Raw genomic sequence first — 13,053 nt, 5'->3', positions numbered from 1 at the left:
GTGGTCCGGTCCTCCGGCGGGGACCGGACCACTCGCGCGTCCAGACCCGGAGCCGGCGCCGGCGCCCTCAACCCCGCGCCCGCAACAACAACAGCGCCACGTCGTCCACCCGTTCCCGCATCGACGCACTGTGCTGGACCAGCAGATCGGCCAGCTCGTCCAACGGCCGCTCCCCGGCCTCGGTGAGCACCTGGCCGAGGTCGGCGAGCGCGTCCTCGATGTCGACGCCGGGCGACTCGATCAGCCCGTCGGTGTAGAGGACGAGCACACACCCGGGCGTGAGATCGACCTCCGTCGTCGGATAGGTGGGCGAGCCGTCGATGCCCAGCAGCGGCCCACCGGCGAGGTCGAGCACCCGCACCCGGCCGTCCGGCCGTCTCAGCAGCGGCGGAGGATGTCCGGCGCGGGCCATCACCGCCCGCCCGTGGGCCGGATCGAGGCGCAGGTACAGGCAGCTGGCGAACAGGTCGGAGCCGAGGTCGAGGAGCAGCCGGTTGGTGCTGCGCATGACCTCCTCGGGCGCCTGACCGACGGTCGTGTACGCCCGTACGGCGGTACGGATCTGGCCCATCAGGCCCGCCGCGGTGACGTTGTGGCCCTGCACGTCCCCGATCACCGCCGCCGTCATACCCTGCTCGGTCGGCACCAGGTCGTAGAAGTCGCCGCCGATCTCCATGCCCTGCATGGCCGGCAGATAGCGTGCGGCCGCGTCGACGCCGGGCAGCGCCGGCAGCGAGTGGGGGAGCAGCGCGGCCTGCAGACCGTGCGCCAACTGGTGCTTGGCGTCGTAGAGCTGGGCCCGCTCCAGCGCCTGCGCGATCAGCCCGCCCAGGCTGGTCAGGACCGCGCGTTCGTCCGCCGGGAAGGGATGCGGCTCGGCGTAGGACAGCACACAGGTGCCGACCGGCCGGCCGGAGGCGATCAGCGGCAGATACGCCCAGGCCGAGAAGCCGTCCGGCCCCCGTACCGGATACAGGCGCTCCAGCTCCTCCCGGGAGTCGAAGAACGCGGGCACCCCCGTGGTCAGGGCGCGGGTGCCCGGGGTCTGCTCGGTCAGCGGCATGCCGTCGAACCGCTCCACGATCTGCGGATCCGGATAGCCCCGGTGTCCGAGCACGTGCAGCCGACCCGCCCGCGATCCCAGGACGACCAGCGCCTGGCTGCCGACGGCCGGGACGATCTCGTCCGCGACCAGCTGCACCACGTCCTGCACGCTCGCCGCCTCGGTGAGCGCACCGGCCAGGCTCAGCACCTGGGAGATGGTCACCAGCCGGGCCGGCGCGTCACTCGGACGCGGCCCGCCGCGCGCCATCTCGGCCACCGCGCGGGCCCTGCTGATGCGCACGCTCAGGCCGGTCGTGCTCGGATACATACGGAACGACAGCCAGTCGCCGGGCGGACGCAGCGCCACGAACGACGTCGTCTGCTGGCTCATCAGCGCGGCCCGGTAACGGTCCTCGTACACGGGGTCGTTCAGCCACGGCACGCACGCCCACAGCTGATTGCCGAGCAGCCGGCTGGCCTGGACGCCGATCAGCTCGGCCGCCGCCGGGTTGGCGAAGCTGATCCGGCCGTGCAGATCGAGTGAGCACAGCCCGTACGGCAGCCGAGACACCATCCGCGCCGCCTCCACCGTGCCGAGCGTGCCGGCCGCGCCGCCGAACGCCGGACCGGCGAGCAGATCGGGCTCGGGAAGCGGCGGACGGCTGCCCTCCCTCGCGCGCTCCAGCCGCACCGCGAGCCGCCGGCAGGCGGCCGTCAGGTGTTCCTGGTCCCGGTCCGACAGTTCCGACGGATGCGAACCGGGCCAGGTCACGAAGATCGCACCGTAGGCGGTGGACTCGGTGGCCACGGGGAGCGCGGCCAGCGCGAACGGATAGGGCAGGACGACGGCGATCCGCGGATACCGGGCCGCCATGTCCTCCTCGCCCGCCACCCAGACGAGCCGCCGCTCACGCACCGCCTCCGCGACCGGGATCGGCGCGCTCAGGCCGACCCGCTCCCACGGCGCCGCGAACGCCCGGGGCAGCCCCGCCATGACCGCCATCTCCAGCACGGGCTCGTCGGCCGCCAGCAGGTACACCGCGCCGGAGTGCGCGTTCACCTCGTCCATCATCGAGGCCAGTGCCAGCGACAGCAGGGGCCGGCCGACCCGCGTCCGTGCGGCCGCCGGTGCCTGGGCGGACGTCTGCCCGTCGGACACGCCGACCACCTCCTCGCACGGGCGCGTCCCGAGGCGACCCGCGCCGCTCGCGCGCGCCGGGCCCCAGGGCTCAAATCTCCCCCCTCGGGCCGCTTCGCGCACGGCGAGCGGCCCGGAGGAGCTCGGCGACACCGGCCCGGTCCGGGTACCGACGCACGGGTACCCACGACACGGGGAGATCCGCCGCGTACCCCCGTGCCCCCGAACCATGCCCCCGCAGTCGAAGCGTGCGGCAGCGTACGGGCGCCTCGCGTGCGCCCCCGCGCACCCTGATGGCCGATTCTTCGCGCCCGGTGCCGGTGCCGGACGCCAACAATGGGGCACGCGCTCTTCACCAAGAAACCGGTGCACGACGAGTCGAGAGGACGGACAGTGATCCGTGTGCTGCTGGTGCACGACGCATGTCTGGTCAGGTCGGTCCTGGCGGAGTGGCTGCGCCGGGAACCGGACCTCGGGGTGTTCGACGCCCCGTGGCACGGTGCGTCCGCCCGTCTGCGATCGGTGCGTCCGGACGTGTGCGCGGCCGACCTCGACTGCTCGGACGCCTATGGCATCCCGCCGCTCGGCGACCTCTGCGCACGCGAGTCGGGACGGACACCGCCGCGGCTGCTCGTACTGGCCAGCGCGAACAGACCGGGCCTGCTGAAGCGGGCCGCCGAGGCCGGGGCGCTCGGCTATGTGGACAAGGAGGGGTCGCCCGAGAACCTCGTGCGCGGGATCCGGCGCGTCGCCCAGGGGGAACGTTTCGTCGACGACTCGCTGGGCTTCGGCTTCCTCAAGGCCGCCGAGATACCGCTGACCCGGCGGGAGCTGAGCGTGTTATCCCTCGCCGCCGAGGGAGCCTCGGTGGCGGAGATCGCGGGGAGCCTGCACCTGTCCCACGGGACGGTGCGCAACTACATGGCGGCCATCACCCGCAAGACCGGTGCGCGCAACCGGATCGATGCGATCCGGATCTCGCAGGGCGAGGGCTGGCTCTGACCGGCCCGACCGGCCCGACTGGTCTGACGGGGCGGGGGCCTCTCAGGGAACGGGCGTCTTGGACTGCATGGGTGTCCAGTCGCCCACGAGAGCGCGGTACGACGGCGAGCGGCGCAGGAGGTCGTCGTGGGTGCCGTACGCCGTGCGCCGGCCGTCCATGACCAGCACGCGGTCGGCCCGGCGGGCGGAGCTGATGCGGTGGGCGACGACCACCAGGGTGCTGCCCGGCCGGGCCGCGAAGGCCTGCTCCGCGCACTCCTCCGCTCGTGGGTCCAGGTGGCAGGTCGCCTCGTCGAGCAGGGCGAGCGGGGCGCGGGACAGATAGGCGCGCGTCAGGGCGACGAGTTGCCGCTCGCCCGCCGACAGTGCCGCCGGGTCCACCGTCGCGGCCGGCCCGCCGAGCGCTTCGAGCAGCGGCATGAGCCCCACCGCCTCGGCCGCGGCGAGCAACTCCGCCTCGGGCACGGGGTCCGGCCGCAGGTGCCCGAGGTTCTCGGCGAGCGTGCCGGTGAACACGTACGCCTCCTGCGGGATCAGCACCCGCAGCGCGGCGGCCTCCGGCCCGGGCACCGGGCGCCCGAAGAGCCGGACGGCGCCACGGACCGGCTCCAGCAGCCCGGCCACCAGCGCGGTGAGCGTCGACTTCCCGATGCCACTCGGGCCCACGACGGCCAGGTGGGCGCCGGGCCGGAGCGTGAGGTCCAGATCGTCGATGACAGGGGTCGCGGCGGGGCCGTAGGCGAAGGTCACGGAGGTGAGGGAGAGGGCGGGCGGGGCGGAGGGGGTGGCGGCGGGGTGGGGAGGCGTTGGGCTGCGCTCGTCGGAGGGGTGGGGTGAGGGTGCGTGTGGGCCGGCGACGGGGCGGTGTGCGGGCGTTCCGTCGCTGGGGCGTTCGCGGAGCGCGGGCGTTCCGTCGGTGGGGCGTGTGCGAGGCGCCGAATCCCGTGCTGCTCCGGCTCCAGCCGCGGTCTTGGCATCAGTTCCGGTATCGGTCGTGCCCTCGGCTCCGGCCCCGATTCCGCCATCGGCCTTGGCCCTGGCGCCAGCCCCGGCCTCGGTCCCGGTCTCGCCCCCGCCCTCCGCCTTGGCCTCGGCTCCGGCCTCACGTCCAGCCCCGGTGTCAGCCTCGGCCCCGGCCCCGGCATCCACCCCAGCCTCGGCCTCAGCTCCGGACCTGGCCCCAGCCCCAGCTCCCGCTCCTCCCCCGGAGGACGCTTGGCGGGTCAGTCGCCGTAGGACCACCGCCAGCCGTGAGCCGCTCGTGCCCAGGCCGTGGACCAGGTTCTGCAGGGCGGGGAGCAAGGACTGGGTGACGTAGGCGAGGGCGCCCACCAGGGCGCCGGGGGTGACGCCGCGGTCGAGGAGCCAGGGTGCGCAGGTGAGGAGCAGCAGGATGGGAAGGTGGCCGCCCAGCGCGAGGGAGGCCACCCGCAGCACACCCCACCGGGCCAGGGAGCAGGCGGCCCGCAGCTCGGCGTCGACACGGCTCCGCGTCGATGCGGCGACCCGGTCCTCCGCCCCGGCCGCCGTGATGTCCCGCAGCCCCGGGCATACCGCGCCCAGATCGTCGGCCAGCGCCTCGTCGGCCACGAGGAACGTCTCCTGCCGGCGGGCCAGCGGGCGCAGCGTCGCCGTGAACAGGCCCAGACCCGCGGCGAGTGGCGGTGCGACGACCAGCAGAAGCAGCGGGTCGAGCGACACCAGGCCCAGGACGGCTCCGACGGCGGTGAACACGAAGGAACGCGACACCATCACCAGCCCGGCGAAGGTGTCCCGTGCGATCTCGACCTGCTGGGTCAGCCCGGACAGCGCCCCGGCGTCCGCCTCCCGCACCCCACGCGAGACGACCCGCGTGACCAGCCGGTCCCTCAGCGGTTCGGCCAGCGCGGCGACCGCGCCGTACACCCGCGCGGTGCCGTACGCCCCGACCAGCACACCGAGTCCGGCCACTCCGAGCCAGGCCAGCCCGGCCTCGGGACGCCCGGCCAGAAACCCCTCGTCCAGGGCGCGGGCGAGTGCGAACCCCGTGAGAAAGGTCTGCCCGGTCTCCAGCACGGACCAGCCGCCCAGCCTCACCAAGACCCGCCACCGGTCCCGCAGGAAGCGCAGTCCGTGCCGGTGGATGCCCCCGGTCACGGCTGCTCCCCGTGTGTGAACACCGGCCGGTCCTCCGGGAGTTCCCACGGCTCCGCGTGCCGCCGCACGGCCCGCGCCTGCTTCCGGTCCGTTGGGAGGCGGACCTCGTGCCGGTGGGTGTCGTCGATGACGGCTGGCCCGCGTGTGTGAATCCCGGCGGGTATTGGGGGAGTTGGCGTGGTTTCGTGTGTCGCCCACACGCTCCGCACCTGCCTCCGGTCCGACGGGAGGCGAAGGCTGGGCCGGTGGATGTCCTCGGGTATGGCTGGGCCCCGTGCGCGACGATGTCCTTCGTAATTCGGGAGCTCCCACAGTTCCGCGCGCTGTCCCCCGGCCGGCGCCCCCCACCGCCCCAACAGGCAGCGGAGCCTGGGGTGGCGGAGCCCGTGTCGGTCGATGACCCCGGTCACGGCTGCTCCCCGACCCCGAACACCGCCCGATACGCAGGGAGTTGCCAAAGCTCCGCGTGTCGCCCCACCGCCCGCACCCGCCCCCCGTCCAGCCAGGCCACCGCGTCCGCGCGGGCGGCCGTGGCGGGGCGGTGGGCGATCAGGAGGCGGGTGCCCTCGTGCGCGCCGTTGGCGATGAGGGCCGTCGTGATGCGGGTCTCGGTCACCGTGTCGAGGCTGGAGAGGGCGTCGTCGAGGATGAGGAGACGGCCGGCATGGGCGAACGCCCGGGCGAGGCCGAGGCGTTGGGACTCGCCGCCGGAGTGCGGGGCATCGGCGACGGGCGTGGCGTACGCCTGGGGCAGGCGGCGTACGAAGTCGTCCGCGTGGGCCGTGCGGGCCGCCGCGCGGACGCGGGCGGGGGAGGGGGTCGGAAGGGCGAGGGCGATCTCCTCCTCGATCGTGCCGCCGAGCAGTGCGGGGCGTTCGAAGGCGTAGCCGATGGCCCGGCGCAGGGCGTCGTGGGTGAGGTCGCGCAACGGGACCCCGTCGAGCAGCACTTCGCCCGCGTCCGGCTCGGCCAGCCGTCCGGCGATCGCGGCGAGCAGGGACTTGCCCGTGCCCGACCGGCCCACCACGGCCAGTGTCGTTCCGCCGGGCACCACGAGGTCGACCCCGTCGAGCACGGCACGCCCGCCGCGCCGGGCGGTCACCCCGCGCAGCTCCAGCCGGCCCGGACCGGGCGGCAGCGCCAGGTCGCCGTAGCCGGGGGCGGGTTCCGTCAGGACCTCGTGCAGGCGCCCGGCGGCGGCCCGGGCCCGGGCCAGTCCGGCGAGCTGTCCGACCAGCACGCCGATCCCCGTGGCGAGGACCGCGTACCGCGAGGCGGCGAGCACCTCGCCCACCGTCAGCCGGTGCCGGGCCAGCAGCACCCCGGCCACGGCGACGATGCCGAGCTGGAGCAGCGGGGCCACGGCCACGGACCGGCCCGCGGCCCGACCCTGCACCCGCCACATGCGGTGCCCGGCCTCGGACAGTTCGGGCAACGGCCGCAGGATCCGCGCCGTCTCCCGGTCGGCGGTACCCGCCGCCTCGATGGTGCGGTGCCCGCGGACGGCTTCGGAGAGCGCCTGCGCGATCCGGCCCTGTGCCTTCTGGTACCGGGCCACGCAGTCCCTGGTGTCGCGGGCGAAGGCCCGCAGCAGCAGGGCCAGCACCGGCGCTCCCGCCAGCAGCACGGCCGCGAGCCAGGGGTCGATCAGAGCGAGGGCGACGACGCCGCCGACCGGTCCGGCGAGGGCGGCGAGCAGCGCTGCGCGGGCGGTCGGCGCGGTGCCGGCCTGGGCGGCGTTGCCGACGAGGCGGGCGACGAGGTCTCCGGGCCCGAAGCGGGCGGCGGCGCGCGGGCCGACGGCCAGGACATGCCCGGTCAGGCGCCGCCGCAGCCAGGCGGTGGTGCGGGCGTCGACCGTGCCGCCCAGCACGGTCTCGCACGCGTCGAGCAGGGCCAGGAGCACGATGATCGCGGTGCAGTACAGCACCCATCGGGTCGCCGGGTCCCGCGTCAGCAGCAGATCCAGGGTGTGGCCCAGCGCGGCGGGCAGCAGCAGACCGGCGCCGGTCGCCGCCGTGCTCACCAGGCACAGGGCCAGACAGCGGGCGGGAGCCGGACCCAGCGGTCCGGGGAGCGCCCTGACGGCTTGTGTCATACGGCCCGTCCCTCACCCATCGCTGTCCCCTCACCCTCGGTGTGCGCGAGCGTGTGCAGGACCCCGGGCGGCCCGTCCCTCGCGGGAGCGGACCGCCCGGAGCCGTGGACGCACGGTGCTCGTCAGAGACAGAGCGTGAGGCTCGCGGCGCTGACGCAGGACAGCAGGCTGAGCGTGCTGGCGCCGCCGCCCTCGGTGCGGTCCTCGGACTCCATCGTCTGCAGGTCGAGAAGTGCCATGACGTCTTCCTTCCTTATCGGTGTCGTCCACCCGTGGGGACGGGGTTGGGTCACGGCTCCGTCAGCTCGCGGAACCGCGCTGTGGGGGCCGCCCGAGCGGCGGCAGGAACGGCAGGTGAGGGGCGGCGGGATCGCCGGGGGCCGCGTGGGCCGCGCCGAGCGCGAGCAGGCACCCTGCCGTTCCGGTGCCCAGATCCATCGACAGCCGCATCATCTGGTGTCCTGGGAAGGCCAGTTGGCCCTGGTAGTCCATCGCGAACCAGCCGAGCCCGGCGATCTGCCCGGCGAGCCGCTCACCGGTCGCGCCGGGCGCCGTGGTGCGGGCGAGGTGCAGGATCATCCCGGCGCGGCCCTGGAAGAGGCCCGGCTGCACGTAGAAGCGGCTGGTGGCGGCGGTCAGGATCCCGGCGCGGGCCCGCTCGAACTCCGTGTCCGGCTCGGCGGCGTGAGCGAGGTAGTCGTCCAGGACCATCCCGATGCCCGCACTGCCGTCGCCGAGGTACGGCAGCGTGCGCCAGCCCTCGTCGACCTCCAGCGAGCCGCTCGGATGCGTCATGCAGCACTCCAGGTCCCGCCGCAGCGCCACGCCGGCCGCCGCCAACAGTCCCGGCTCACCGGTGCGTTCGTACTGCCGCAGCAGGAACAGCGCGGGACCGCTCGCACCGCGCAGCAGCCCGGCCCGCCGTCGCCGGGGCGTGTCCGGCAGCGGCTGCGCGAGTCGTCGTACGAGGATGTCGGCGGCCTCGGCGGCACGGTCCCGCAGCTCCGTCTCGCCGGTCGCCTGCGCCAACCCGGCCAGGACCAGGCCGAGTCCGGCCAGCCCGCCGTGCAGGTCGGAGGAGAGGTTCTGCCACCGTTCGGCGAGGATCCCCTCGACCAGGTCGAGGGCGCGCTGCCGGTGACCGAGCCGGTCCAGGACGTGGGCGACGCCCGCGAGACCGTCGTACAGCCCCAGCGGCGTACCCGTCGGCGGCGGCGCGGTCCGGGCCAGCAGCCAGCGCTCGCCCTCCTCGTACCGCTCGGCACCGACGGCGTCCAGCGCATACAGCACCCCCGCCGCACCGTGCGCGAGGCCGAGGCCGCCGCCGTCGGAGAACTGCGTGATGTCGCCGGGGAAGAGCCGGTCGTCGCGCTCCGGCGTCGCCGAGGCGAGCAGCGCCTTGACCATGGAGTCGCGGCTGTACGGCCAGTCCCCGGGCACCACGAGGGACGGTGCGGGCAGCGGGACGCCGCGGGTGATCTCCGTGACCGCCTCGTCCAGGAACTCTCGGGGCACGTCAGGGAACTGCTCGGCGATCACCTCGGCGAGATGGGCCGCCTTGCCGCGGTCGACCACGAACAGCGTGGTGACCGGCAGGAACAGGGCGAGCCTCAGACACGCCAGCGCATAGCGGTCGACGTCGGCACCCGTGCGGTCCGGCGGGGCGAAGAAGCCGGGGTGGGCGACCACCTGCCGGCCCTGCTCGGAGATGGGCGCCGCCGCCTCGAAGTCGAGCAGGGACACCGACTCCTCGTCGGGGCCGACCATGATGTTGAAGACATGCAGGTCGTTGAAGGCGATCCCGCGCGCGTGCACCGCCTCGACCGCCCGCTCCACCGCCCCGTGGATGCGCACCGCCCACGCCGTGTAGTCGGCCACCGCCTTCGGATCGGGGTCCGGGGTGAGCAGCGGATGCCGCTCGGCGAAGAACGAGTTCAGCGGGCGCCCTTCCAGAAAGTCCATGACGAGGAACCGGTGGTCGCCGAGCGTGAACCAGTCCCGCACCTCCGGCACCACACCCGTCCCCGCCAGCTGCTCCAGAGCGGCCTTCTCCCGCTCCAGGCGCGTGATCGCGTCCGCCCCGTCGGCGGCCAGCCCCGCGTGCGGACGCCCCTCCTTCAGCACGACCCGGCGTCCGTCGCGGGTGTCGGTCCCCGCGTACACCCCGCCGCCGTTGGAGAAGTGCAGCGCCTTTTCGATGCGGTACGGCAGGTCGCCCACCGTCGTCGTGTTGCGCGCCGCCAGATGCGGCTCCAGGAAGGCCGGCAGCGTCACCCACTCCGGCACCTGGAAGGACGGCGCCCGCCGGTCCGGCACCCGCCTGCCCTCGCCGTCCAGCACCGCCGGCACGAGCGAACCCCGGTCGTCGACGACGAACGTGCGCGCGAAAGCGCCGTAGCGGACATACAGCGGGCCGTCGCCCCACCGCAGATCGGTGAGGATGTACGGCCCCTCGAAGCCCTCCAGGAGCCGGCCGAGCTCGCGCAGCACCACGTGCAGCTGCTCCTCGTCGGCCGGGTAGACCGTGACGAACTTGCCGCTGCTGTCCCGGGCGGCGTACTTGGTGTTGCGCAGATGCAGCAGATGCGGGCCCGGCACGAACTTGAACGGGATGCGGCGCGGCACGCAGTAGTCCCACACGATCGCCGCGATCCGCTCCGCGTTCGCCCGGGTGGCCGAGGCATGGACCTTCCAGCCCTGGGCCGGACCGGGTACCGGCGCCCCGTCCGGGCCGAGCGGCGTGAGCGCCAGCCAGTCACCGATCCGCGCCGCGTCCCAGCCCTCCGGCACCGCCCGCCGCGCCGTCCCGTAGAGCTGCTCGGCGCCCCGCGTGCCCGCGGAGATGCGGTCGGGCGACTCGTAGAAATGCCGGTCGGCGAGCGCGTACACCTCGTACCGCTTGTCCATGCCTCCCCCTCCTTGGCCCGCTGCCGAGACTTCCAGCGGCCCGGCGGGCATCAACAGTCATGGCTGTCACGAGATCGCCGTGCGGAACGCATGCGTCAAGAAATGTTCGGAGAGTTTCGAGCACTGCCCACGTCAAGACTCCATCGAACGGTCACAGGGGCTGCGCGCGTGGCCCACAAGCGCTGTAATGGCGGACGTGGTGAGTGAGGGCGCTGCGGGACGCAGGACGAGGCGTCCGCGTGCCGAGGCCGCCCTGAAGGCGCTTTCCGTCGAGCCGGACTCACCCGATCGGCTGCGCCGGGTCCTGGAACAGGCGCTCGTCTTCGGCGGCGCCTCCTTCGCCGCCGTGTACACGCCGAGCGAGGACGCCGACCTGCTGTGCCTGATCGAGTCGGCCGGCGTGCCCCGCACCCTGTACGGGCTGCGCGACGGCTACGCCCTGGCCGGACGGTCCCCGGTCGCCGCCGCCCACCGCACCGGCCGTCCCGTGTGGCTCGCCCCGGAGGAGCTCGCCGACTCGGCGGAGTCGCGCCGGGCCCCGTCGAGGGACTTCCACCTGGCCGCCCTTCCCGCCCACGGCGCCGACGGGGGCTGTCTGCTGGCCGTGACCGAGAACCCCGGCGGCTTCGGCGCCGACGACCGCGCGTGCCTGGAGCTGGTCGCCGAGGCCGTCGCCCTCCCCGGCCGGGCCGCGGTCGCCGAGGGCGGCGAGCTGCCGGCGAACGCGTTCAGCCTGGCGATGGACACCGGCCGCGTCGAGGTGGGCGACGACATCCTGGCGCTGTTCGGCCTCGGCCCGGCCGACTTCGACGGCAAGGTGGAGACCCTGCTGGGCCTGACCGTCCCGGAGGACCTGCCGTCGCTGATGTCCGTCGTCGAGTCCGGCCACATGTCCATCGGCGACCGCGAGCTGGAGTTCCGGGTCCTGCAGCCCGCCGGCCCGCCCCGATGGCTCAGGCTGCGCGGCCGTCTCCTGCCCGGCGGCGAGGGCCTCCCGGCCCGCCTCGTCGGCACCGTCGCCGACGCCTCCACCCTGCGCGCCGAGATCACCGACGTGGCCCGCGTCCAGCGTCTCGCCGCCGCCCTCGCCACCGCCGGCACCGTCCGCGACGTCAGCCACGCCGTGGTCACCGCCCTGCGCAAGCCGCTGCGCGCCGACCGCATCGCCCTCGCCGAGCTGGAGAACGACCGCCTCGTCGTCACCGTCCTCGACCCGCCCGAACCGGAGTCCTGGCCGCAGCTGTGGCGCCTGGAGTGGCGCACCGAATGGCCCGACGCACCCGTGCGCGCCATGCCCACCCTCGCCTCCGCCCTGCGCGAGGGCCGCGCCCAGATCTGGCCGGCCGGCACCCCGCTGGAACCCGCCCTCGCCGACGTCGGCCCCGGCGGCCTGGCCGTCCTGCCCCTGCCCGCCGGGGGCCGCATGGCCGGCGCCTGCCTGATCGGCTGGGACGCCCCGCACGAGTTCGGCCCCGACGAACGCGCCCTGCTCACCGCCTCCGCCGGCCTGGCGGGACAAGCCCTGCTGCGCGCCCGCGCCTTCGACGCCGAACACGAACTCGTCGGCATGCTCCAACGCCAGCTGCTGCCGCGCCGCCTGCCCAAGCTGCCCGGCGCCGAGGCCGTCGCCCGCTATCTGCCCACCACCGCGGGTCTTGAGGTCGGCGGCGACTGGTACGACGTGATCCCGCTGCCCGACAACCACGTCGCCCTCGTCATCGGCGACGTCCAGGGCCACAGCGCGGCCGCCGCCACCCTCATGGGCCAGATGCGCACCGCCCTGCGCGCCTACGCCGCCGAGGGACACCCGCCGGACGTGGTGGTCCACCACGCCAACCGCCTCCTGATGGACATGGAGACCGACCTCTTCGCCACCTGCGCCTACGTCGACGTCGACCTGGAAGAGGGCTCCGCCTGGTGCGTACGCGCGGGCCACCTCCCGCCGGTGCTGCGGCACCCCGACGGCAGCACGGAGATCGCGGAGGCGGAGGGCGGACCGCCGCTCGGCGTGATGCGGCAGGCCGACTTCCCGATGAGCCCGCTCAGGCTCCGGCCCGGCACCGTCGTCGCCCTCACCACCGACGGCCTCGTCGAGTCCGCCGACGCCGACATCGACACCGGCCTGGAACGGCTCGCCCACGACCTCGCCCGCTCCGACCCCGCCCACCTCGGCCTCGTCGCCGACACCCTGCTCGTGGACGCGCGCCGCAGCGACGACATCGCCCTGCTCCTGATGCGCTACGACGGCATGGCCGTACGCCCGCTGCGCGAGACCTGGACCGTCTGGCGGGTCCCGGAGGCCGTCGGCCACGCCCGCCGCTTCACCCGGCGCACCCTGCGCGCCTGGGGCGTGCCGCGCGCGGACCTGGACACCGTGCTGCTCGTCGTGTGCGAACTCGTCACCAACGCCCTCGTGCACACCGACGGCCGGGTCCGCCTCGACCTCACCCTCGTCCACGACCGGCTGCGCGTCGCCGTCGCCGACGCCTCACCGCGCACTCCGGTCAAGCCCACCAGCATCAGCTGGGAGGCCACCGGCGGCCGCGGCATCCTCCTGGTCGAAGCCATGTCCGCGGCCTGGGGAACGGTGCCGGTCAGTGGCGGAAAACAGGTGTGGAGCGAGATCGCGCTGGGCGGCTGAGGCCACAGTCCGGTGAACGCCCGGCGGCACGGCGGTGACGAACAGGCCATTCCCGCCATCCTCAAATCGGCCGGATCCGGGCTATGG

General features: G+C 74.5%; 7 protein-coding genes. 2 read left to right on the top strand and 5 right to left on the bottom strand.

The genetic code is table 11. The features are described from left to right. Nucleotides 1-67: 67 nt before the first annotated feature. On the bottom strand, nucleotides 68-2,212 hold the full coding sequence (locus ACIBU0_RS00250; RefSeq protein ID WP_398809292.1) for a SpoIIE family protein phosphatase: 2,145 nt from the start codon (nucleotides 2,210-2,212) through the stop codon (nucleotides 68-70). A 363-nt stretch (nucleotides 2,213-2,575) separates the two neighbouring features. On the opposite strand from ACIBU0_RS00250, the gene ACIBU0_RS00245 reads away from it, so the two are divergent. Continuing rightward, nucleotides 2,576-3,184, top strand: a complete 609-nt coding sequence (locus tag ACIBU0_RS00245; RefSeq protein WP_398809289.1) for a LuxR C-terminal-related transcriptional regulator — start codon at nucleotides 2,576-2,578, stop codon at nucleotides 3,182-3,184. Nucleotides 3,185-3,226: 42 nt separating this feature from the next. Here ACIBU0_RS00245 and ACIBU0_RS00240 read toward each other — a convergent pair whose 3' ends face one another. The 4 genes from ACIBU0_RS00240 to lanKC all read right to left on the bottom strand — a co-directional run bounded on the left by ACIBU0_RS00240 (nucleotide 3,227) and on the right by lanKC (nucleotide 10,325). Continuing rightward, nucleotides 3,227-5,320, bottom strand: coding sequence for an ATP-binding cassette domain-containing protein (locus tag ACIBU0_RS00240; RefSeq protein ID WP_398809285.1), 2,094 nt, complete (start codon nucleotides 5,318-5,320; stop codon nucleotides 3,227-3,229). Between the two features lie 406 nt (nucleotides 5,321-5,726). Next, nucleotides 5,727-7,418, bottom strand: a complete 1,692-nt coding sequence (locus ACIBU0_RS00235) for an ABC transporter ATP-binding protein (protein WP_398809282.1) — start codon at nucleotides 7,416-7,418, stop codon at nucleotides 5,727-5,729. A gap of 122 nt (nucleotides 7,419-7,540) precedes the next feature. Next, a complete protein-coding gene (locus ACIBU0_RS00230; RefSeq protein ID WP_398809279.1) occupies nucleotides 7,541-7,657 on the bottom strand; it encodes a SapB/AmfS family lanthipeptide in 117 nt (38 codons plus the stop codon). 61 nt (nucleotides 7,658-7,718) lie between these two features. After that, nucleotides 7,719-10,325 carry a class III lanthionine synthetase LanKC gene (lanKC, locus tag ACIBU0_RS00225; protein WP_398809276.1) on the bottom strand — a complete coding sequence of 869 codons (2,607 nt, stop codon included), beginning with the start codon at nucleotides 10,323-10,325 and terminating at the stop codon, nucleotides 7,719-7,721. A 187-nt stretch (nucleotides 10,326-10,512) separates the two neighbouring features. Here lanKC and ACIBU0_RS00220 point away from each other — a divergent pair, with 187 nt between their 5' ends. Next, on the top strand, nucleotides 10,513-12,966 hold the full coding sequence (locus ACIBU0_RS00220; RefSeq protein ID WP_398809273.1) for a SpoIIE family protein phosphatase: 2,454 nt from the start codon (nucleotides 10,513-10,515) through the stop codon (nucleotides 12,964-12,966). Nucleotides 12,967-13,053: the final 87 nt, after the last annotated feature.

The sequence above is a fragment of the Streptomyces sp. NPDC049627 genome, from assembly GCF_044465645.1.
Lineage (GTDB): Bacteria > Actinomycetota > Actinomycetes > Streptomycetales > Streptomycetaceae > Streptomyces.
The sequence above is the reverse complement of the archived record's forward strand: the minus strand, read 5'-3'. Positions and strand labels throughout refer to the sequence as shown.